Below are 21819 nucleotides of genomic sequence, written 5' to 3' on the forward strand. Positions count from 1 at the left end.
GGATTATAGAATAAGAAACATCCAGTCACTCCTATCTGAAAGGGCGGCTGGTTTTCTCTGTAGGCTTAGTGATAATGCGTGAGCTGTTCTTTTCTTTATCTGAGGGCCATACAGCCTATGTGGTACAACGGTTTTCTTGACCTGTCAGCCTGGCAACTGGTGGCGGTCACTCTGTTGATGACCCACGTGACCATCGTTGCGGTCACAGTCTATCTGCATCGCTATTCAGCCCATCGCTCCCTGGAGCTCAATGCCGGCCTGAAACACTTTTTCCGCTTCTGGCTGTGGTTGACCACGGCGCAGAACACCCGCGAGTGGACCGCCATCCACCGCAAGCACCACGCCAAGTGCGAAACCGTCGACGACCCGCACAGCCCGGTCATCAAGGGCCTGTCCACTGTGATGCGCAAAGGCGCCGAGCTGTACCGCGCCGAGGCCGAAAACCCCGAGACCCTGCGCATCTACGGCAAGAACTGCCCGGAAGACTGGATCGAACGTAAAATTTACACGCCCTACCCGCTGCTGGGCGTGGCAATCATGGGCGTGATCGACCTGCTGCTGTTCGGCACCATCGGCATCACCATCTGGGCGATCCAGATGATGTGGATTCCGTTCTGGGCCGCTGGTGTGATCAACGGTCTGGGCCATGCCGTGGGTTATCGCAATTTCGAATGCCGTGACGCGGCGACCAACCTGGTGCCATGGGGCATCATCGTCGGTGGCGAAGAGCTGCATAACAACCATCACACCTATCCCAACTCCGCCAAACTGTCGGTGAAGAAGTGGGAATTCGACATGGGCTGGGCCTGGATCAAGGTCTTTAGCTTCCTGCGCCTGGCCAAGGTGCAACGCGTCGCGCCCATCGCCCACCGCGTGGAAGGCAAGGGCCACCTGGACATGGACACCGCCATGGCGATCCTCAACAACCGCTTCCAGATCATGGCCCAGTACCGCAAGTTGGTTATCGGCCCACTGGTCAAGCAGGAGCTGGAAAAGGTCGATCACTCCGTTCGCCACCAATTCCACCGTGCCAAGCGCCTGCTGTCGCGGGAAACCAGTTTGCTGGATGACCGCCACCATGTGCGTATCCAGAGCATGCTGGAACACAGCCAGGCCCTGAAAGTGATCTACGAAAAGCGCCTGGCGCTGCAGCAGATCTGGCTCAAGACCAGTTCCAATGGCCACGATATGCTCGCGGCGATCAAGGAATGGGTGCATGAGGCCGAGGCCAGCGGCATCCAGTCCCTGCGGGATTTTGCTCACCAATTGAAGACTTATTCGCTGCGTCCTGCGGCGGTCTGATGGTGCGGTGGGAGGGCTTGCTCTCCCACCTATCAGCTTTTTGGCGTCATTTACCGGGCACCGGCAATCGGTCCTGTTGACGGAACTTCACTGCAATTCCCCTCTCTCAATGAACACTTCGCCATCATGGTGGCCCCTTGTAGTGACCGCTGCTCCAGCCTGCGGCGCGCCCAGAGAGAGTTGTGCCGATGGTTCACGAAAATCCCTACTTGCCCGATCCGCCCACCGCTGAGCATCCGCGTCCGGCTGCCGCCGCGACCCTGTTGGCGCTGGTGCATGCCCAGGGTGAAGTCGAGCGGTTGAGCGAGCGTGAGCAGCTGTTGAGTTCGATGCTGGTGAGCGTGAACGCCGTGCTGTGGGCCATCGATTGGGAAACACGCCGCGTGCTGTATGTGAGCCCGGCCTATGAACGCGTTTTCGGCCGTTCCGCGGGCCTGCTGCTGGCCGACCATCGTGAATGGCGCAACAGCATTCACCCCGAAGACCTCGACTACGCCGAGCACAGCCTGGCCCGCGTGCTGGAACAAGGCGCCGTGGAGGACCGCGAGTACCGCATCATCACCGCCGACGGGCAGATCCGCTGGCTGAGCGACAAGTGCTACATCAACCAGCAGGTCGAGCCCGGCGAGCCGTTGATCGTGGTGGGCATGGCCGAAGACATCACCGATAAGAAACAGATGGAGTTGGAGCTGCACCGCCTGGCCACCACCGATGTGCTGACCCAGAGCAGCAACCGTCGGCATTTCTTCGAGTGTGCCAACCAAGCCTTCGATACGGCCTGTGCCCAAGGTGCGCCGCTGGCCTTCCTGCTGCTGGACATCGACGACTTCAAGGACGTCAACGACAGCTATGGCCACCTGGAAGGTGATCAGGTGTTGCGCCGTATCGCCGAGAGCGGCCGCGGGGTATTACGCCGTGGCGACCTGTTCGGGCGCATTGGCGGCGAAGAGTTCGCTGCCGTATTGCCCGGTTGCGCGCCGGAGATGGCCTTGCAAGTGGCGGAGCGGCTGGGCAAAGAGATCCAGGAGTTGGGTTTCAGCTATGAAGGCCAGGCGTTCAGCGTGACCATCAGTCAGGGCCTGGCCAGCCTCACGGAGCAAGACTCGACCCTGGACAGCCTGTTCGCCCGCGCCGATGCGGCGATGTACGAGGCCAAGCGCCTGGGCAAAAATCGCGTCGTTGCGGGCTGACGCTACGCCTTGCGGATCCGCGTCAGCTCCGCCAAGCCGACCTTGAGCAATCGCGCAGTCTTGCCCCTGGCCAGCTCTTCCAAGCCTTCATGTTCCGTCAAACGCGCCATCTGCGCCGCCAGGTTCACCACCAGTGCATCCCTGGCATACACACCGCCCTCCAACGAATAAATCGCCGCGATCAATTGGCGCAATTCCAGCGGCAAACGCCAACGCGCGCGCAGTGCCGAACCATAGGCGGCACCAAAGGTGTAGAGCGATTCACCAATCGCTTCGTCATCCAGCGCACCGCCGCCCTGGCGCCAGTCTTCCAGGCAGCGCAACAACGCCAGGTCACCGAGCCGATGGAGGATACCGGCGCTGTAACAGCGTTCGTGGTCCAGCTCCAACATGCGTGCCAGGCGCCGGGCGTAGTCGGCGGTGTCCTGGGACAGTTGCCAATGGCGCTCGGCATAGGCCACCAGAGCCGGGTCACCTAGCACCACGTTGTGCTTGAGCGCCAGACCAAGAATCAAGTTCATGCTTTGCCCCGGCACCAGCTTTTGCAAGGCAGCAGGCAGGGTTTGCACGGGGTTGCCGTGATGGCCGGCGCTGTTGGCTGCGGCGATCAGCACGGCGGTGATTTGCGGGTCCATGCGCACCCGGTCTTCCAGGCGCTTGAGGTCCAGGCCTTCGGGCCCGAGGCTGTGTTGCACGGCGGCTTTCACATCGACTCGCAAGGGTGCGCCATCGGACGCTTCGCGGCGGCGCTCAAGGAACACCGGCAAGGTTATGCCCGGTGACAACGGCGCAATCTCGCAGTACACCGTTTCGCCCTCATTGAGCAGCAGGTCTTGCAGGCGCTGGGTCAGCCCTTCCATATTCAGGGGTTTGGTCAGGTACGCCGTGGGCGCCAGGGGCAAGGCTTCGCGCACGCTGGCGCTGTCATTGCGACTGCTCAGCAGAATGAACGGCAGCGCAGGCGAGCGGCGCTTCTGGCGCACATTACGCAGCAGGCTCAAGCCGTCAATGCCCGGCAGCTCCCAATCGGCCAGGATCAGGTCGTAGGCTTTCTCTCGCAGCAACGTCGCCGCCTGTTGACCATCGGCACACACATCCAGCCGCGCGTCGCAGCGCACATTCAACAACACTTGCTTGAGCAGGTCCCGCGACCAAGGGTCCGCCTCGGCAATCAACACGCGGGGTACAGCGGGTAAATCAACAGCAGTCATCCAGCACGCTCCATCGGCAATGCTTGCACCTTAGACAATGCAGACGCCTACGTACAATGAACACGGCCTGAATGTGCGGCGATGGGCATAAAAAAACCCGCCGAAGCGGGTTTTTCCTGTCGATCAGGTCAGCCTCCGCTTACAGCTCGGAGAAGCACTCTTCGATGATCGCCAGGCCTTTGTCCAACTGCTCGTCCGGCGAGGTCAGCGGGACCAGCACGCGCAACACGTTGCCGTAGGTGCCGCAGCTCAGCAGGATCAGACCCTTGTCACGCGCCTTGGCCACCACGGCGGCAACGGCAGCGGCGTTTGGCTTGTGGCTGTCGCCACCTTCGAACAGCTCGACCGCGATCATCGCGCCCAAAGCACGCACTTCGCCAATCACCGGGTACTTGGCCTGGATAGCCTTGAGGCCAGTCACCAGACGCTCGCCGACAGCCTTGCAGCGGTCCAGCAGGTGCTCTTCTTCGAACACTTCCATCACGGCCAGGGCCGCGGCGCAAGCGATCGGGCTACCGGCGTAGGTGCCGCCCAGGCCGCCTGGCGCGATAGCGTCCATGTACTCGGCCTTGCCGCACACACCCGCCAGCGGGAAACCACCAGCGATGGACTTGGCGAAGGTGGTCAGGTCGGCGGCAACGCCCATCTGTTCCATGGCGAAGAAGGTGCCCGTACGACCGGCACCGGTCTGCACTTCGTCAGCGATCAGCAGGATGCCGTGCTTGTCGCACAGTTCACGCAGGCGCTTCATGAAGGATTTAGGCGCGACGTAGAAACCGCCTTCGCCCTGCACCGGCTCGATGATGATGGCAGCGATATCACGCGGCTCGGCATCGTTCTTGAAGATGCGTTCGATGCTGGCGATGGAATCGTCGTCGCTCACACCGTGCAGTTCGTTCGGGAACAGCGCGCGGAACACGCCGCCTGGCATCAGGCCCATGCCGGCCGAGTAAGGCACGACTTTACCGGTCAGGCCCAGGGTCATCATGGTGCGGCCGTGGTAGGCGCCGGTGAAGGCGATCACACCAGCACGGCCAGTGGCGGCACGGGCGATTTTCACGGCGTTTTCGACGGCTTCGGAACCGGTGGTGACCAGCAGGGTTTTCTTGGCGAAATCACCTGGGACCTTGGCGTTGATTTTTTCGCACAGTTCCACGTAAGGCTCGTAGGCCAGTACCTGGAAGCAGGTGTGCGTCAGCTTGTTCAGTTGCTCGGTCACGGCCGCGATGATTTTCGGGTGCACGTGGCCGGTGTTCAGCACGGCGATACCGCCGGCGAAGTCGATGAACTCGCGACCTTCAACGTCGGTCACGGTGGCGTTCTTCGCGGATTCGGCGAAGATCGGGTGAATCTGGCCAACACCGCGGGGTACAGCGGCTTCGCGGCGTTTCATCAGGGATGCGTTGGTCTTGCTCATAAAGTCCTCATTCGCCACTCATCGGGTGGCGTGGTCCAAGGAATACGTGGCGGGGAGGCAACTGCGGCAGCATGCGATGATCGACTGCCACAGCGTTCCCGGCCACTACGAATAACGGGGTGAAACACGCAAAGGGTCAGCGCTCTCGTGCCCTCTGCGTTTACTGCAATGCCTTGCCGGACGGATTAGATGCCCAGGCAGAGGTATTTGATTTCCAGGTAATCCTCGATCCCGTACTTGGAGCCTTCACGGCCCAGGCCCGAGGCCTTGATGCCGCCGAACGGCGCCACTTCGTTGGAGATCAACCCGGTGTTCACGCCGACCATGCCGTATTCCAGGGCTTCAGCCACACGGAACACACGGCCCAGGTCGCGGGCATAGAAGTAGGAGGCCAGGCCGAACTCGGTGTCGTTGGACATCGCGATCACTTCGGCTTCGTCCTTGAAACGGAACAGCGGCGCCAGCGGGCCAAAGGTTTCTTCCTTGGCGACAGCAGCGTCTTTCGGCACGTTGGTCAGGATGGTCGGCTCGAAGAAATTGCCTTCCATCACCTTGCCACCGGCCAGCAGCGTGGCGCCTTTTTTCAGGGCGTCGGCAATGTGTTCCTGCACCTTGGCCACGGCTTTTTCGTCGATCAGCGGGCCGGTGGTGGTGCCTTCCTCCAGACCGTTGCCGATCTTGAGCTTGGCCACTGCAACCTTGAGTTTTTCAGCAAAGGCGTCGTACACCGAATCCTGGATGTACAGGCGGTTGGCGCAGACGCAGGTCTGGCCGTTGTTGCGGTACTTGGAAATGATCGCGCCTTCGACGGCCTTATCCAGGTCCGCGTCGTCAAACACGATGAACGGCGCGTTGCCGCCCAGCTCCAGGGAGACTTTCTTGATGTCCTTGGCGCATTCGGCCATCAGCTGGCGACCGATTTCGGTCGAGCCGGTGAAGGACAATTTACGCACGATCGGGTTGCTGGTCAGCTCGCCGCCGATGTCGCCGGCGCTGCCGGTCACCACGCTCAGGACGCCTTTCGGGATACCGGCACGGTGCGCCAGCTCAACCAGGGCCAGGGCCGAGAACGGAGTTTGCGAAGCCGGCTTGATCACCATGGTGCAACCGGCGGCCAGGGCCGGGCCGGCTTTACGGGTGATCATCGCGGCCGGGAAGTTCCACGGGGTGATCGCAGCGGTCACGCCGATCGGCTGCTTGATCACGATCAGGCGCTTGTCGGGCTGGTGGCCAGGAATCACGTCACCGTAGATACGCTTGGCTTCTTCGGCGAACCACTCGATAAAGGACGCGGCGTAGACGATTTCGCCCTTGGCTTCGGCCAGCGGTTTTCCTTGTTCGAGGGTCATCAGGCGACCGAGGTCGTCCTGGTTTTCGATCAGCAGTTCAAACCAGCGGCGCAGCTTGTTGGCGCGCTCCTTGGCGGTCAGTGCACGCCAAGCCGGCAACGCCTTGTCGGCGGCTTCGATGGCGCGGCGGGTTTCAGCGGCACCCATCTTTGGCACGGTGCCGAGAATCTCGCCCGTGGCAGGGTTGTTGACCTTGATCGTTTGACCGTTGTCCGCATCGACCCAAGCGCCATCGATAAAGGCTTGCTGGCGGAACAACTGGGCATCTTTAAGCTGCATGTCGGCTTTCCTTAACAGCACCGCGCGCGCGCGGAGCGAATTAGAGTTGTTGAAAGGCGCCTTGTGGGCTGCCGTCAGGGAAATCAGCCCCAGCGCGCAAAAGGAGTGAAAGCGCACGCGGGAGACAGAGCGTTTGAAATCTCAAACGAATCCTAGGATCAATGGGGGTGCAGGGCAATAGTCTGTTCGAAAAAAAGAACAAAAACGACGCATCTATCGGATTTATCTGATCATCGTAGAGGGGTCGGGTTCCTGCGCCCTGATCGGTGGTGCCCGGCTTAGGGCCTCTGTACGGCAAATTCCTACACGTGAACGCCCAAAGACCAGCATGGACGCCCAAGGTCGACATGGGTATGATATCGCCCGCACAAGCATCCGTAGCTCAGCTGGATAGAGTACTGCCCTCCGAAGGCAGTGGTCGTGGGTTCGAATCCCGCCGGGTGCACCATATAAAACAAGGGCTTAGGTGAAAACCTAGGCCCTTTTGTTTTTCATGTGTCCAAAATGTGTCCATTCTGTGCCCATCCAAATCGGCACTCGGAATGTAGCGACACCATTTTGACCACTGCCCTTATCTGCAGGGCGCTGGTTGACACTAATGGCTTTTATGGGCGGTGACGCGCAAGGCGTCACTCAGCCTCTCCAGGTAACTCAGTTACTCGCTTCAGTAAATCGCCCAACTCGCACCCCAGATACTCACAGAGCAGGTCAATGTGATCCGTCGAGGTGTTGTAACCGGGCGTATTGGCTATGCGCGACAACGTGGCTCTCGAAATGCCCGTGGCATCACTCACGTCTTGAAGGGTGATTCGCCGCTTTTCTCTGAAGGACTTCTCGTCCAGCTGCTGTTTGAACATCACGCGAATCATGGTGTGTGACCTTGCCCAGATAGGTCACTCATTTTGCATTCGACTCAAATTTGAGTCAAAAAAAGCTTGAAAGTCTTAAATGATCCGTTATCATCACATCTGAGCAAATAAGCTCATATCTGATTCATTTGAGTCCGGAGAGAGAAATGAGTGAAATTTATCTGACAACAGATGAGCTGTCTCAGCGCATCAAATACGACGCGCGGACTATTCGAAATCGCTTGAAGGATTCTGTGCTGCTGGAAGGCATCCACTATTTCCGTCCTTTTGGCGGTCGGAAAATCCTTTTCATCTGGGAAGCTGTCGAGCGGGACATGGTGAAGTTTTCACGCGGCAATGGCTTCGGCATCCCAATGGCCAGTGGCGGTGTTTGCCATGGGTAAGGTCGTCGCGCGAAAAGAAACGGGAAATTTGTTCTTTGATTTCCGCTACCTGGGCAAGCGATGTCGAGAGCAAACCACCGGTACTTGTTGTAGATGCTGCGGTGGCTTTCGTCGGCGATGATCAGGTCGAAGAAGCCCACATCAAGCTGGGCGAAGCGGTTCATCATGCCCGGGTAGGTGGCGATGTAGATGCGCGCGGTCTGGTCGACCTTGCCGGTTTCGCCGATCACACAGCGTGGCTCGCTGGGCAGGTTTTGCTTGAAAGCGTCATCGGCCTGCACGCGCAGCTCTTTGCGGTCGCAGAGGAACAGCACGCGCTTGGCCCAGCCAGTGCGCAGCAGCAATTCAGCCAGGGCAATGGCCACGCGGGTTTTGCCAGTGCCGGTGGCCTGGATGATCAGGGCTTTGCGGCGCTGCTGCTGGAAGTGCGCGGCGACGGTTTTGATCGCTTCGATCTGGTAAGGCCGGTCGGCAATGCTCAGCTCTGGGTTGTGTTTCTCCAGCGTGGGGACGCGATACTGGCGCTGATAGGCGAGGTATTCCAGGCTGTCCTTGCTGTAGATGCCGTACACCGGGCGATAGGTGTTGTACTGCTTGTCGTCCCAGATAAAGGTCTCGTAGCCGTTGCTGTAGAAAATCACCGGGCGCTGCATGCCCATGCGCTCGAAACTGTCGGCGTACATGCGCGCCTGTTCGCGCCCGGCTTGCAGACTGACATTGCCGGATTTCTTGGCCTCGATCACGGCCAGGGGCTGACCGTTGTCGCCCCATAGCACGTAGTCCGCACGGCCCTTGCCGGAAACGTTGCCGGGGAAGTCGACTTCGACTTCCTGGCCAACCTGCGCGGGATTGCTGACATCCCAACCGGCTTGCAGGAGCATGGCGTCGATCAGCAATGCGCGGGTTTTGGCTTCGTTCCACTGCAGGCTGTCGGCCACCTGCTGGCTCTGCTGCTGACGCTTTTGCTGGTCAGGCTTGGCAGGCGGGTCGACCTTGTCGAGGTGGCGGGTGCGCTCCTGCTCCAGCTTGTCCATCACGCTCTGCAGCGCTTCCTGCTGCTGGTTGAGTTCCTTCTCATAGCTGGAGACGGTTTTCTGCAGGCTGGCCAGCATTGCCGTTGGGTCTTTGACCTCGGCAAATGCGGGGATCGAAGCCTGCGCGGTGCCGTAATACTTGATGGCCATGTACATGGCCAGTTGGTAGGCCGTTTTCAGAGCCAGTTGGGCATTGCGCAAATCGCCCTCGGCACCGTGGGCGGTGTCGTTGCCCTGGATGCGCAGGAAGTTGATCTGGTGCACCAGCGGCTTGCTGACGCAATCAACAAACACCGGGTTTTTCACCAGGTCGTAGAAGCTCGACTGCGGCATACGCGGCAGCAGTTCTTCCTTATAGATGGCTTTGGTCAGCTCTTCGGCAAAGCTGCGCAGACGGGTGAGCGCGCTGCCCGGATCGATGTGCAGTACAGCCTCGGCAAGACCGGCGAGGTTGGCCAGCAGCTCGTTGCCGGGGCGGAGGAACTCGAAATTGACTGATTTCATAAAGGCGATTCTGTCCATATCGGTCCTATAGCGAGGACCGTGCCAGTTTTATTCGATGCCGTATTTGTCCATCCAATTGCTCAGCGTTTGCTGGCTTTTCAGACCTAGCAAGCTGGCTGCCCGGGTTTTGTTGTTGCCGGTAAGCGTCAGCGCCTTGCGCAGATAATGCCCTGCCACCTCAGCAATTACCTGTTGTAGATCAATACCTTGGGTAACATCCATGGCCAATACATCAGCCTGCGCTTGCGGCAGCTTGAACAGTGCCTGCTCGATATCGTGGGCAGTAATCAAATCACCCTGACACCAGAGCGCTGCGCGCAACAAGGTGGATTGCAGCTCACGAACGTTGCCACGCCAGGGATGCTGAAGGATAAGATTTTTTGCTTCTGCGGAAATTTTCTTATCACCGAGACTGGTGTCCTGGTTGGCAATACCTGCTAGCAGCGCTTCGGACAGCAACAGCAGATCCCCTTCGCGCTCTCTAAGCGGCGGCAGGTGCAGTACGCCCACGGCGATGCGATAGAACAGGTCTTCACGGAAGCGCCCGTGAGCGACTTCCTGCATCAGGTTGCGGTGAGTGGCGGTGATCAGCCGTACGTCGACCTTGAGCTCCTGATTGGAACCTACCGGGGTGAAGGTGCCTTCCTGCAATACGCGCAGCAGTCGGACCTGAACATCTGGTGTCAGCTCGCCGAACTCATCCAGAAATAGCGTGCCGCCGTGGGCCTGCTGGAACACCCCTGGGCGATCTGCAATCGCGCCGGTGAATGCGCCCTTCTTGTGGCCAAACAGGGTGGAGTCGATCAGCTCCGGCACAATGGCACCGCAGTTCACCGCCACAAAGGGCGCAGCAGAACGTGGGCCGGCATTGTGAATGGCGCGGGCAAACAACTCTTTGCCGGTACCGGTTTCGCCGTAAATCAGTACCGGCACCTGCTTGGCCGCCAGTATTTGTGCCTGCGCCTTGAGTGTCAGCATGCGCTCGCTCTGCGTCACGATGCTGTCGAAGGCTGCATCCACAGGCGCATCCAGCCCGGCGAGCTGAACCAGCTTGTCGGTGCTGATGGCAGTGGCGGCTGGCACATACTCGGCGGCGATCTCAAACGGCACCTCAACCTGCTGCACGCCTTGTTCAAGGGAGGACTGGAAGAAGGTCGCCGGATAGCGCGTTTTGCTCAGCAGAATCCACACCGCTTGCATGGCCGGCGTACCGGGGCTGAGCAGAATGGAGAGTTGATTTGCGGAAGTACTCAGGCGCTTTAAATGCTGACTGGCGGCCTGGTAGATCTCGCCGAAATGAACGGGGGAAGACAAGGACACGTAATGCGCGGTGATGGGTAAATCGACCTGCTGGCGTAGCCAGGTCAGGTATGGCTCAACGCGCTCGGCGGGGTATGAGCAAAGAAGCTCGACGCTATCAACGGAAACCGTGTTCAGGGTCGCCAGGATCGGGCCTGCCTCAGCGCCTGCGACTGCTTTGAGATCATTCCCGCCAACCCAACTGGCCAATACGCGTTGCTTGTTTACCACTGTCCCTGTTCTCCCGGCCTCCCTCTTGCCCATCAGCGGGCAGGAGAAAATGTGCTCTGGCTCACGTCCGGATAGTAAACCAATCCTTCAACCCGGGTCTTTAACTGCCTGACTGGATGTTCAAGTTGAGCTGTAGCAACAGCACGGCTTTTGCTCCCAGCAAATATTGGTATGAGCTGCTGCCGGGGTAGAACGATGAAGGGGCCTTTCGGCCCCTTGTGAACTTAGTTAGCCAACAGGCTTTCAAGCTTCTCGATCAGGTAATCCAGCGAGCTACGCCCCTCCAGGCGTTTTTCGAAAACTTCGTTGCGGTGATAGGCGACCCAGGTTTCGAGGGCATGCCGGTTATCCTTCTCGTAGCCAGAGCCCAGGATGCAAACAAGCTCAGTGCCATGGGGGTTCTCGAGGTAGTGACTCATGGCTGAAGCCAGATGCTTGAGGTACTTATGCTCGCGAGCCTCCATTGATGGATGCAGAGGGGTCACGTTGTCACGTTTGATCAGTTTCATGGTGGAACTCCTCAGGCCTTGAGATTGGCTTTGATCAGGTTGTCGAAGGCACTGCCATCACGCCGCGTCAGGTTGGGGACATAGCGCGAATAGACACGGAACAGCATCTCGGTGGTGGTGTGTCCCATCTGCCGGGCGATCCACTCCGGGTTTTCACCAGCCGCCAGCCAGAGGGTCGCGGCTGTATGGCGGGTTTGGTAGGGACACCGCCTGCGCAAACCCAGGTGTCGCAGCAGCGGGTACCAAACCCGGTCGTTGATGTTGCGGTATGCGTGCGGCGTACCTTCGCGGGTGCAGAAGACGAACTGGCCGCTGCCGGTTTTCTCCCGCTGGCCGATGAGGGCCTGGTAAACCGGCTCGGACATGTCGATTTCACGCTGTGAGCCGTCGTTCTTGGTGTAGTCGAGCTTGCCGCCCACCCAGGTTTCACGGATCAGAATCTGCCGACGCTGAAAGTCGACGTACTTCCACTGCAAACCATCAACTTCGGCTGTGCGCATGCCGGTGAAGAAACGCACCGTGTAGTAGTTGCGGAAATCGTCACGCACTGTGCTGAGGATCTGCAGCACTTCATCCAGAGTGAAGGGCTCCACGTCTGTCTTGGGGACTTTCAGTGATTTGATGTTGAGGTATGGCGAGGTAAACTCGAAGCGGTCAGCTGCCTCACTAAGGATCATGCGCAATGGCGTCATGATGTGGTTGATTCGCGTCGCTGTCAGACTCTGACCTTTCTGCCCGGGGACTTTGCCGAGTGCCGAGCGGAAGGACAGAAGTTCTGCTTTGGTGATGGCGCTGACCTCTTTTTTGCCGAACTCAGGCAGCAAATGCTTATCGAGAGTAAGCCGTACGGTTTTGGCGTGCGTATCACGCCACTCGACCCTCATCTCCTCAAACCACAATTCGGCAAAATCCTTGAACAGTGGTGTTTTCAGCGATGCACAGCCAGCCTGCAGCCGACTGATCTCTTGCACTTTGCTGCTTTGAGGGAAGTAGGTGGCGTAGTCGAAGCAGCCGAGGGTGATTTCCGCCTCTATGCGCTCAAGGATCTTCTCCAGCTTTTTCCGGTTAGCAGGCGTATCAGGCAACGTGGTCTGCTCGCGGCAGCGCTGATCCAGGTAGGTGAAGTCAAAGAACAACTTTTCGTTGTCGGCACGCGCTCGAATCTTACCCATGGCAGATACCCCCGCCGGCCATCGGCACCAGCCCAGAAGTCCGCGAGAATTTCTGCATGTCTTCTTCGACTGCTTCCCAGATGAAAAGAATCTTGCGGCCGCCAAAGGGGCGGAAGTAGTGAATCCCTTCCAGCAGGACTGAATCTTTCAAGCGATTACGGATGGTGCGCGCGTCGTACTTCATGCGCGTGGCCAGTTCCTCGGTAATCAGGTATGTGTGAGACATGGTTATGCCCTCTCTGCTAAATTGAACGACAGCGGATTCTTATGAGCTTCTGAGTCCTCATAATGACCTCCTGCAGATCAATATAACGCTCATTTTGAGCTTTGCAAGGACAAAATGATCTTCTGCAGATCATTTTTTGGAGATTGTGATGGTCAAGTGCCATTTGTCTCGCTTACTGGGCGAGCGGAAACTGAAGATCAGTGACGTGGTCAGGGACACCGGGATCAACCGCGGAACCCTCACGCGGCTCTATCACGAGACCGCGCAGAGGGTGGAGCTCAAGGACCTGGAAACGATCTGCCAGTACCTGAACTGCCAGGTGGGGGATTTGCTGGAATTGCAGGATGATCCGGAGGGCTGAATGCTCTCCGGGACTTGGTCAGGCACGGAAATGCCAGTCGATGGAGGCCATCAGCATCAGGTAGCGCAAGGCGGCGCCGGAGTGATGGTTCTGCTCCTGAGCAGTGGGCTTGGCACCTGGCAAACGCAGCATCACTCGAATGCCTATGTGACTGTTCTGGCTGCTTCGATTCTCCGGGACTTGTTCAATGATCCTCAAACGAGGTTTTCCCAGAACCGTGCGCCAACGACTTTTGGTTTGCCTGGGCGTGCGTTCATCGTAAATGATGAACTCAATATCAGCCCAAGGGACGCCCAGCTCAGATAACAGCCACAGGTACTCACGAGCACTCTGATCATCCCTACCGGGGTAGAAGCGCAGTGTCGTCTCGCTCGCCCAGCAGCGTTCCACGAAATCGTCCAGCACTCGACCAGCTTTGGCTTTATGCCGGCTGCTTAGCAGGCGATAGAGCTGATCCGCATAGGCCACCACCCCGGCCAGACCTCCGTGTTTAGGGGGTCTTGGGACAAGCTCAATTCTATGATCTGAGTCAGAAATTGCTGGGCTCTGCAGGCGATGCTTGCCGAGGTGGCTAATGTACCTCGCCCGTTCCAACATGGCTGATCGATCAGCTTCGGTAAACTCAACCCAGTCCATGTTGACCGACTGCCCCGATGCCTCCGCGTATGCCTCATAGGAGAGCATGGATGAGATTTCATTCATTCTCGTCAGTGCCCATCCACCCTCACTCGTCTGATGGGAAATCAGCGGACGCTTAATTTTTCCTTGGTTGCTGCGCCTATAGACCCGCATGCGGCCGATGATTCTCCGCATGTGCCGAATCTCTGCAGGCAGGCCTGGCGCAGGTAGGTCGTCCGGCTTGTTTGGCAAACTGACCTGGGCAATTTTCGCGATGACATGGCCAGGCGGCCAAAATTCAGGATTCCACTGCCAGCACAGCGCTGATAACCATGGCATGCAATGGATGTAGTAGAGCAGGGATGTTTTGGGACTCGCATGCCCGAGCACAGCGCTGGTGATATGGATCACACGTCGAGTGGCGGACTCCGGGGAGTGAAGAAAGGCTCGATTGAACCGTTCTGTGTCCAGCAGCCATTTCATGGTTTGCGGATGCTCACCGAACAGCAACCCAGCCTCCTGACTAATACCGAATGCTGACGCGGCTAACTTAAACGTCAACCACGTCGCGGCCGAATGCCTCAGGTGGTGATAGTGCATATCGCTGCACCCAGTCACCCGGCGTAGTGCGTCATGAATAGCTGGCATCAGTGTTGACTCAGATACCCATCGAGTCTGGAATTCCGGGATACAGAACAAGAACTCCGAATATGGACTCTTCAGCTCTTCGTCATCGCGTAGCTGGGCCAGGCGCTCAATGAGCTGCAACTCATCTGGCTCAAGCAACACGTGAAGTTGCAGCGTCCGTGTCGAGTTGCGTGTTTTTAACGCGCGCTGAGCATGTGGTCGAATAAGCAAGTTGATCGGTCGCTCAAGAACAGTAAATCGCTCAGGCGATAGCCGCTTGAGGTTCTGATGTCGACGCCTTACTGCAGCGGCTCGCGCATCAGGCAGCGAAGGCAATTGCAGGTCTCGACGCAGCAATTTCAGTGCCTCATTGCGGCGCAATCCCAGACGAAATCCGAAGATCATCATGGCTTGAGCAACGATGGCGAGACGTGGTGAGCGCTGGCTCAAAGGGCCTGTGGCTAAGTCCCGGAGGACCAGACGATATTGGTCCTCATTGAGAATCTGAGCATCGACGAACTGAGGTGTTTTCCCAATGCCCAGCGTGCTATATGGGCTGATTGGCGGATACGCAAAAGTTTTCTGCAGGTGACCATGAAACTCCAACAATCCCTTGGCGAGATTCCTCCTCATAGACGAGGTGGGCTGAGCCTCTAGCATCAGCTCATAGAGCTCCTCAAGCGCATCCGGCGAAACTTCCAAGATCGAGTCGGCACAAAGCAGATTGTCCAAACCTACACCGACATCCCGAACATAGTTGGCAACTGTTTTGGGCTGTAACATGTTGCCGTAAAACGAGCGGCCGTGAAGCAGGAATGCCGCCCAGCCATTGATCAAAGCTTCAAGCGTCTGAGGTGGAAATATATTCTCGACTGGTGAAATTTGCCGCTTGCGGACTTTTCGGCACAATACAGTCAACCATTCGGGAACATTTTGTCGGGGTCTGCGAAACCGGTGCTTTTTCCGTTTCTGCTTCTCTTCGCTACTTGGTACCGGTGCACTCCCGTTCAAATGCAGCCAAGAGCCCGACAAAACAGAATGCGACACAAAGTTGGATCTTGTAGCATAATTTATTGACAACTGTGGCAACTGTGTTTGACGCTCAATACGCAGCAACTCAAACACTCGTTCTAGAGAGGCTGGCTGGTTATCAGGGCAAATTTCTCCTTTGGCCAGCGCCGCTTGAATACACTTTAACTTCCCGCCCTTTCGATCCAAGTAAGACCGGTTCTCGGCTAGATCTGCAGCGCAGCGCGACAGAAGCGAGAGCGTTATTGGGTCTGGAAACCACTGCCGGCTCTCAGCCTCAGGTTGACCTCGGATTGAGAGCCGCAGCCGGAACTCTGGTATTTCGGATATCCAAATTACCTGCCCTGGTTCAAGTTGAGTTAGCGCGTTCAGCTGGGGAATGTCCATCAGAGCGCCGTAATAGGCAGCACTCAGCAGAAGTATCCCAATACGTTCATGGGATGTAAGTTTTTCAAGGTCTAGTCTGATTGCACGTTCTAGCGTGTTGATCACATCTTGACTGGCTGGCAAATTTACTGAGTTGTATAGGTCTGGATTAATCGGATTAGGTCGGCGCGGCGTTTCGATCGCTATCCGAGCCAGCGGCAAGCTCGGATTAAAACGCTGCGCCCGGCGCGTCACGTCTAGCAGCGTGTTGCGCAATGTCGAGCTTTCGAGCTGATTCTCCAGATTTTGCATCTCTTTGATGGGAAAGCTACGCAGCGAACGTTGTCCGCAGAGCCATTCGCCGATGCTATTACCGGAGTTTTGGCAGCGCTCCCGGAGTGTTACCAGATATCCGCTTTTCCACTCTGGATCGTGTTTATCCGGGCTCCAGACAACAGACAGCATTTCACTCGAAAGTCGCGAGCTATTCATGCATCAGCCTCCGCAACCAAGTGGCTGTTGCGAACCGTCCAACCGAGCTCCCGCATGAGTGACAACAAGTAGGTATGAAGGCCCTGGACATAGGTACGCGGACAAAAGCTCGAGTAAATATCTTGTGGTTCTTCGCCACTCAGCCAATGGCCCATCAGAGCCGACAGTGTCTCAGGCGGACATCCGCGCTCGGCGAGCTCAGTTCTCAAGAACTTACGGAAGCCATTTACTGCATGAGGTGTGAAACCCTCAATCTGGCGCATTACAGCTTTGATATGGAGCGGCCGAATTTCCTCGTAGCAAAGACAACCATCATCGGTTAAGCGCAGGAAAAATCCGTTGGTAGGAGCCGGTGCATGTAACTCGAGTTGTGCGGTAATTGCTCTGCAGTGAGCCTTATAGGCTTTTAACTGTCGTTTTAGCAGGTCAGTCAACACTACTAGGCGACTCATATGTCCATCATCTGAGCCTTTGTCCCCCAGCGCGCCGTGTCCCCCAGGCGATATAAATTCATCTTCCTGCTTCAACGGGTCGCGAATAGCTCGACATCCGGTCGCCATAAAGAACATTTGAACCGTCCACAGCGAAAAGCAGTTATGCCAATGAACAAGCTGCTGAAGATTTTTTCGAGGGCGTTTACGCAGCACTACCAGCAACGCCTTGAGATTAGCATTTACCGTATCCAGTCTAAGGCAGTTTCGGGCACCAACAGCCGCCTCCGGAACGGCGAGCATTGGGGCACTCGGAGCCTCCAGCCCCACGGTGGCATAAACCCCATTTAAAACCTTCTGAACTGACTGGTGATAAAGGCCTCGTAAATAGTTAATGCTGTACTGGCTGTAATACAGTGGTGTGTTGGCCGATAGACAAGGCATCCCCGATAGCATGGTGGCTGCAACCACATCGTGAGTGTCCGCGATGATTTGGCGATGTAGATAGGAGCGCACCTTGTGCATCGTGTAGCGAGGATCTTCGCCCCCAAGCTCGCTCAACAAGATTCGGATTTCACGCTCGACATCTTTGATCTTGCAGGTGATAACGGCGGAGCCATTCACCGGCGACAAGTCCCGGATTGCCATAACAAGCGCAGCCGCCCCAACCATGTCCGGTACCGAGATTGTTGGCTGATATGCTCGAACGGCATCTCGAGGCAGGAGCTCTTCCGCTGCATAGTCTGGCGTCGGTGCAAAAAATCTGAACTCCGCCGGCCCAGTCTCATCAGCAAGAACCAACTCCAGCACCGAGCTCGGGCGAGCATTGCGCTCAGCTATCCGTAGTTTTTTGCAGTCCTCAAGTGAACGACCGAACCAGAGCATGAGATGAAGTACCAGCAGTGCCTCCAAGCGCCTCCGATTCTTTATCTGCTCTTGGGCAGGAGCATTACGAATTCGCTCCCGACAGAGCAAAAATTCATCAGTGACACCAAATAGTAGGTTTGCTAGTTCATACTGCGTGAGCAGGTTGTAGCCAAACGGTAAAAACTGCCGACTGCGAGCAATATGAGCGAGCATACCCTCATGGCTGAGCAATTCAGCTACATATGGTCTGACTTCACCTCTTGTATCGATCAAACATATTTCACGTGCAGCAGTTCTTTCGCCTAGCGGCAGTGCTTCATCTAAATTATCGTCTAGCGGTTGAGACGCCACGAAAGTAATATATCCAGGGAGCAAATCTGGGTCGTCTGGATCCTCGAGCGGGAACTCGGTAGCCCCTTGGCTAATCAGTACACCTAGGCCTGTGCTTTTTGAACCGCCATGGTGACAATGGCCGCCGCCACCGTGACGCTCGGGCGGCTCCTCACCACCGAGGTATCGGGCGAGACGAACGATCGGCGCGAAGTACTCTGCTAGATAATTAGTTGAATTGCCGGCGTCGAATTGACAGCAGCCCTGCGCAAATACAGCAGAACTTGACCATATATTAAGATCATCTGGTATGGACAGTATCTGCAATGCGCAGAGCGCTCGGAGTTCCAGGTACGCGGTGTATCTCTGACCTCGGAGGCCCAAGCCATTAGCCCTTTGCTGATAGGCCACGAGCAGCTGCCCAATAAGACGGTAGTAATCCTGCTCGCATTCTGAATCAGCAGGTTCGTGCCACAGCGTCGCGTATGGGAATGCGTGTTCTTGTACACCCTTACCGATGACCGGGTTGCGTGTACGCCGCTCATCCCCCTGGTAAAACATGGGGCCCAAAGCCGCAACAAAATCAGGATTATTTCGGATTGAAATAATCCAGCAGCACTCGTCCCGCCAGGCTCTGAGATCGCATGCACCTAGGCTGAGCTCTGGCGCTACGTCCATGGCATCAAGCGCATTCACAAACCCCTGCATGACTCGGGGTAAATCAATTAGCTGCGGATGAACATCTATAAACCTCAGCATCTCCGCTATCACACCAACATCACGCCCAGCATCTGCAGCCAACGCTAGCAGCTGTGCATGCCGTGAGTCAGGGCTGATGTGTGGCTGATCTCCACTCGCCGAATGATTGGATGTATCTGGCATTACGGGCTCTCACTCTTTGGATTACTACCTGTTAGTGAAAGTCCCAAGGCCACTGGTTTTGGGGGTAGAGCTACGCGCCAGGCAATTTTATTTTTGAGTTGTTCAAAATTCCGCGCATGCGCGGAAAAATCGTCATATCGATACATCCGATATGCCCAAGGCCATTCTAAAGCGGCGCTACGAGACAGACCTGCTGGCCTACTAGCTGATCTTGACTGGACGATTGAGTCTGCGGCCCGCTCATTCAATTCGCGCATTCGCGGATTTTGGTATTGGTCGCACTGGCCCAGGTGCTACAGACGATGCCTCGCTATGCAGCTTGGTAAGCCGTGGGTATTCAAAGTCGCACTCTGAACACGAGGCCACGCAAATAATTGCTTCGTCGTCTCATGTATCAGGAGAGAGCACTATGAATGACTGGAAAGCATGCGTTGTAAAAATGAGCATCGGGAGGTGGCCAGGCGCTTTGGGCTGGGCGCCAGCACCGTTCGACGATTTCGCCAATCAAATAACATTCTTGGGTTTTGCCCCGAAGGCACCGAGCTGTCACCTGATTTGATTGTGCAACTGGCGACGGAAACCAATTACCGACTGGCAAAAAGATTTGGTGTTTGCATCAAGCGAATCAAACGTGCGAGAGCGGAGCTGAAGATCCCAGAGTCAAAGATCAGTCATGAGCGTTTCAAACCACTGGAGGACATTTGGACCAGCGAAGCCATAGCTCTACTGGGTATGATGCCGGATACAGAAGTCGCTGACCGTTTAGCGTCCAGTAATTTTCCGGTCAAAAAAAATGCGTAGGGAGCTTGGAATACAAGCGTACAAGCGACCGTTGCCCGAAATGACACCCGAAATTATCTCGGAGCTCGGGGGCCTTTCCGACGCAGAGATCGCCCGCCGGCTGGGCATGTCGGTGAGCTATATCCGCAGCGCGCGGATAAATATGGAGAAGGGCAGCCAGCAATAGATGCAGGTCCGACACTGATAGAGGGATAGGCAGCCAAACGGAGTGTCTGGCTGCTTCTTACCGGCTCATGTTGTCTCCAGCGCTGCGCGCATCCATTTCGGCATTCTGCAGGCCACTATTTTGCTCAGGTCTTCGGGGCTGAGAGCTTTTTTGATTACAGCAACACACTCCGGCGTAGTACCACCTTTGCCGAGATAAAACAGAGCGCTGATGGTCATCCCCACTTTAGTTCCTGCGCACTGCATCACCATCGGAGCAGCATGCACGAGCCTGATCTCGGCCTTCCCCACAAATAGCGATCGGCTGGGGCCGCTCGTGTAATAGATCGGAATGACTGGCATCTGTGTACTCAGCCCGAATCGCCTCACGGCATCAGCGCCGTGGATCTGCAGCTTCCAACGGTTCTGCCTGGCAATCAGATTCACCAAGTCCGAAGGCCCAGGACGATGAACCCGACCGGTGTACTGGCTGTATTTCGGCCGCATGTAGATGCCACGATACACATGCTCAAGCTCGCCACGGCGAACAAGTTGGGCGACTGCCTTGGAGATGGCCGAGCTCGAACCAAGCTCTGCAAGACACCTGATGCTGAAAGGCCTCCCCTTGCGCAGATGCTTCAGCCGCTGCGCGACGAGGTGAGACACCGGCGGTTCAAAGTCTGGGCGGGACATCGCTATCGAGTCGACTCCAGCGACGAGCAGAGCAGCTGCTGGTGGAAGGCGATCACCCGCCGTCGGTATTCATCTTCAAGCGCTTCGTTTACCAGACATTCCTCAAGGCGCCCCAGCGAGAAAATCTGGTCGGCAGATGGATAGTGCCTGAGCAGGCTTTTCGCATAGCTGCGGATATCCTGCGGTAACCCCGAATGACGGGAGAGTTCACGCAGGAACTCCTCTGTTTTGACGATGGCGCGTGTTCTTTCGTAAGGGAGGGTCAATCTCGTTATCTCCTGGTCATGAACTCAAAGCCCCGGATAGCTCGCTCACCATCGTCCACCACACAGCGCGTAGTTCAGCGCTGCGGCCATTGGGAGATCCCATACGGCCCAATCCTGATCAGCACCTGCGATCCTGATCGTGCTCCGTCTCGGCCTCCTGCTGTTCCATCCACTTGGCCAGGCCCCATACCGTGGTTCCCAGCGCCAGCAGCAGCCAAAGCAACCATTGAGGAACTTGATATTGGGCGCTTAGCCAGAGACCTGCCCCACCGCAACGCATCACCACGAAAAACCATCTCATCAGCGTGCGCTCCCGATTACTTACGAGACACACGGTAACCCGATGTTCCGCTGCGCTAACGCAGATGCCGCAAATTTCGTCAGTTCCCAGATTAGGAAATGAGGGTTCATTTGACTATTTTGGCGAAGGTGTTCCTGTGATCCAAGGCGCTCGGCAAATTCCGGTGGATGCAAAACTGGGGCGAGCGCTGGATTCCCGTCGCCCTGTAAACCGCGCAGTAAGTGGTGAATCTCCCTGTGTCGCTGTCTGACCGGAATGCTGTGCGCAGGCAGTCAACCAGCCCCGACCATACGTTCCGACGCAACCGGAAATAGCCGAGCGCTCCTGGTCGCGTCATCAGACCGGAATCTGGCGAGCGCGAGATCGCGGCTCGGCCGTGGTGCAACTCAATTGACCGGAATTTCGTGAGCGCCCCGACCTGCAGGGCTTTCAGCTGAACGGCATCCTGAGTGCCGGCAGTCACCCAGTCCCGACCATACGTTCCAGCGCAACCGGAACAGCCGAGCGCTCCTGGTCGCGTCATCAGACCGGAATCTGGCGAGCGCGAGATCGCGGCTCGGCCGTGGTGCAACTCAATTGACCGGAATTTCGTGAGCGCCCCGACCTGCAGGGCTTTCAGCTGAACGGCATCCTGAG

Annotated in this window: 20 protein-coding genes, 1 tRNA gene and 1 pseudogene; 7 read left to right on the forward strand and 15 right to left on the reverse strand. The window is 57.1% G+C overall.

Annotation, left to right across the window (positions count from 1 at the left end):
* The first annotated feature begins 117 nt into the window (after positions 1–117).
* Both desA and H096_RS13745 read left to right on the forward strand, forming a co-directional pair.
* Positions 118–1302: a delta-9 fatty acid desaturase DesA gene (gene desA, locus H096_RS13740; protein ID WP_033898911.1), complete on the forward strand. Its 1185-nt coding sequence runs from the start codon at positions 118–120 to the stop codon at positions 1300–1302.
* Positions 1303–1490: 188 nt separating this feature from the next.
* Positions 1491–2492, forward strand: coding sequence for a sensor domain-containing diguanylate cyclase (locus H096_RS13745; protein ID WP_033898912.1), 1002 nt, complete (start codon positions 1491–1493; stop codon positions 2490–2492).
* Positions 2493–2494: 2 nt separating this feature from the next.
* On the opposite strand, the gene H096_RS13750 is transcribed toward H096_RS13745, so the two are convergent.
* The 3 genes from H096_RS13750 to gabD all read right to left on the reverse strand — a co-directional run bounded on the left by H096_RS13750 (position 2495) and on the right by gabD (position 6748).
* Positions 2495–3703, reverse strand: coding sequence for an HDOD domain-containing protein (locus H096_RS13750; protein WP_033898919.1), 1209 nt, complete (start codon positions 3701–3703; stop codon positions 2495–2497).
* 139 nt (positions 3704–3842) lie between these two features.
* Positions 3843–5120: a 4-aminobutyrate--2-oxoglutarate transaminase gene (gabT, locus tag H096_RS13755; protein WP_033898922.1), complete on the reverse strand. Its 1278-nt coding sequence runs from the start codon at positions 5118–5120 to the stop codon at positions 3843–3845.
* A gap of 185 nt (positions 5121–5305) precedes the next feature.
* Positions 5306–6748: an NADP-dependent succinate-semialdehyde dehydrogenase gene (gabD, locus tag H096_RS13760; protein ID WP_033898923.1), complete on the reverse strand. Its 1443-nt coding sequence runs from the start codon at positions 6746–6748 to the stop codon at positions 5306–5308.
* A 371-nt stretch (positions 6749–7119) separates the two neighbouring features.
* Between gabD and H096_RS13765 the strand changes: the two genes are divergently transcribed.
* Positions 7120–7196: transfer RNA gene (locus H096_RS13765), tRNA-Arg, on the forward strand.
* A 181-nt stretch (positions 7197–7377) separates the two neighbouring features.
* Here the strand turns inward: H096_RS13765 and H096_RS13770 are convergent.
* Positions 7378–7617 (reverse strand): helix-turn-helix transcriptional regulator, encoded by a 240-nt coding sequence (locus H096_RS13770; RefSeq protein ID WP_033898926.1) that lies wholly within the window; start codon positions 7615–7617, stop codon positions 7378–7380.
* Between the two features lie 146 nt (positions 7618–7763).
* On the opposite strand from H096_RS13770, the gene H096_RS34815 reads away from it, so the two are divergent.
* Positions 7764–8000, forward strand: coding sequence for a hypothetical protein (locus H096_RS34815; protein ID WP_082461562.1), 237 nt, complete (start codon positions 7764–7766; stop codon positions 7998–8000).
* A complete protein-coding gene (locus H096_RS33185) occupies positions 7993–8121 on the forward strand; it encodes a DUF3596 domain-containing protein (RefSeq protein ID WP_241495498.1) in 129 nt (42 codons plus the stop codon). Before H096_RS34815 ends, H096_RS33185 begins: the two co-directional genes overlap by 8 nt.
* Here H096_RS33185 and H096_RS34505 read toward each other — a convergent pair.
* From H096_RS34505 to H096_RS13795, 5 genes and pseudogenes are all read right to left on the reverse strand, one after another.
* A pseudogene (locus H096_RS34505) lies at positions 8078–9538 on the reverse strand (DEAD/DEAH box helicase family protein); the annotation flags it as partial. The gene H096_RS33185 and the pseudogene H096_RS34505 sit on opposite strands and share 44 nt — an antisense overlap.
* Positions 9539–9586: 48 nt before the next feature.
* Entirely contained in the window at positions 9587–11068 is a 1482-nt protein-coding gene (locus tag H096_RS13780) for a sigma 54-interacting transcriptional regulator (protein WP_033898930.1), read from the reverse strand.
* Between the two features lie 224 nt (positions 11069–11292).
* Positions 11293–11577 (reverse strand): hypothetical protein, encoded by a 285-nt coding sequence (locus H096_RS13785; protein ID WP_033898932.1) that lies wholly within the window; start codon positions 11575–11577, stop codon positions 11293–11295.
* 11 nt (positions 11578–11588) lie between these two features.
* Positions 11589–12749: a site-specific integrase gene (locus tag H096_RS13790; RefSeq protein WP_033898935.1), complete on the reverse strand. Its 1161-nt coding sequence runs from the start codon at positions 12747–12749 to the stop codon at positions 11589–11591.
* Positions 12742–12975 carry a hypothetical protein gene (locus H096_RS13795; RefSeq protein WP_033898938.1) on the reverse strand — a complete coding sequence of 78 codons (234 nt, stop codon included), beginning with the start codon at positions 12973–12975 and terminating at the stop codon, positions 12742–12744. Before H096_RS13795 ends, H096_RS13790 begins: the two co-directional genes overlap by 8 nt.
* Before the next feature lie 148 nt (positions 12976–13123).
* Here H096_RS13795 and H096_RS13800 point away from each other — a divergent pair, with 148 nt between their 5' ends.
* The gene (locus H096_RS13800; RefSeq protein ID WP_003292745.1) at positions 13124–13336 is read left to right on the forward strand and encodes a helix-turn-helix transcriptional regulator; all 213 of its coding nucleotides are present in this window, start codon (positions 13124–13126) and stop codon (positions 13334–13336) included.
* A gap of 18 nt (positions 13337–13354) precedes the next feature.
* On the opposite strand, the gene H096_RS13805 is transcribed toward H096_RS13800, so the two are convergent.
* Complete coding sequence (locus tag H096_RS13805; RefSeq protein WP_033898943.1) at positions 13355–16468, reverse strand: tyrosine-type recombinase/integrase; 3114 nt, start codon at positions 16466–16468, stop codon at positions 13355–13357.
* Complete coding sequence (locus H096_RS34510; protein ID WP_051422029.1) at positions 16465–18978, reverse strand: site-specific integrase; 2514 nt, start codon at positions 18976–18978, stop codon at positions 16465–16467. Before H096_RS34510 ends, H096_RS13805 begins: the two co-directional genes overlap by 4 nt.
* A gap of 426 nt (positions 18979–19404) precedes the next feature.
* Between H096_RS34510 and H096_RS13815 the strand changes: the two genes are divergently transcribed.
* Complete coding sequence (locus tag H096_RS13815) at positions 19405–19779, forward strand: hypothetical protein (protein WP_241495496.1); 375 nt, start codon at positions 19405–19407, stop codon at positions 19777–19779.
* Between the two features lie 231 nt (positions 19780–20010).
* On the opposite strand, the gene H096_RS13820 is transcribed toward H096_RS13815, so the two are convergent.
* The 4 genes from H096_RS13820 to H096_RS34365 form a co-directional block, all read right to left on the reverse strand.
* On the reverse strand, positions 20011–20616 hold the full coding sequence (locus tag H096_RS13820; protein ID WP_023083525.1) for a DUF6088 family protein: 606 nt from the start codon (positions 20614–20616) through the stop codon (positions 20011–20013).
* Positions 20617–20618: 2 nt separating this feature from the next.
* Positions 20619–20882, reverse strand: coding sequence for a BPSL0761 family protein (locus H096_RS13825; RefSeq protein WP_023083526.1), 264 nt, complete (start codon positions 20880–20882; stop codon positions 20619–20621).
* Between the two features lie 118 nt (positions 20883–21000).
* Positions 21001–21183, reverse strand: coding sequence for a hypothetical protein (locus H096_RS13830; protein WP_033898949.1), 183 nt, complete (start codon positions 21181–21183; stop codon positions 21001–21003).
* 106 nt (positions 21184–21289) lie between these two features.
* The coding region (locus H096_RS34365; protein WP_033898952.1) for a hypothetical protein at positions 21290–21819 on the reverse strand (530 nt) is incomplete at its 5' end.

The organism is Pseudomonas sp. FH1, assembly GCF_000510895.2.
GTDB lineage: Bacteria > Pseudomonadota > Gammaproteobacteria > Pseudomonadales > Pseudomonadaceae > Aquipseudomonas > Aquipseudomonas azotoformans_A.